This is a genomic window from Vibrio sp. 811 (assembly GCF_033339195.1).
On sequence record NZ_JAWOUB010000624.1, the window covers coordinates 1 to 599 of the forward strand.

A 599-nucleotide genomic window follows, 5' to 3' on the forward strand; every position below is an offset into this window, starting at 1 on the left:
GACGGTACCGATAACGAGAGATTTCTTAGAGACAAACCATCCCATTTGTGCGAGAGTATTTTTAGTCGATTTGACTATCTATTTGATTTTTAATTTATATTTCGAGTTACTATGAATTAACTGCGCAAGTATCACTCGGCGTGTTCAGTTCAAGACGAGCAATACTTAAAGGAGTCGCTATGTATTTTTGGGATGTACAAAGTCTGAAGAACGATATTCGAGCCAACAAACTGTCGGAAAAAGATAAGTTCTTGTATATGTTTTTAAGCATAGCGTTTGTGACTATTGGTATTGAGCTTATTTCCATCTCGCCACTCGAACCACAAAATGTATGGGATGCTGTCGAATCTGTGTCTTATATTCTGATTGTCTTGTTTGGCACCTACTGGGCGTATAAGGCCAATGGTTCCGAACATGGTACGGATTTCCTTGGGCGATACTTTAGTATTAGCTTTGTTGTGTCAGTGCGGTTTTGTACGTTATTGATTCCGATATCTGTATTTTTGCTTGCCTACTACATGACGGTGATGCCTGAGGATGGCATTGTGATGAGCTCGTCCGTCGATGTTCTGCCATTCATCGTTTGGTATGCCTTACTT

General features: G+C 40.2%; 1 protein-coding gene. It reads left to right on the forward strand.

Features of this window, described 5'->3' with window-relative positions:
- Positions 1-179 precede the first annotated feature (179 nt).
- Positions 180-599: hypothetical protein (locus tag R7Q46_RS28470; protein WP_318078481.1), on the forward strand; the 420-nt coding region annotated here is incomplete at its 3' end.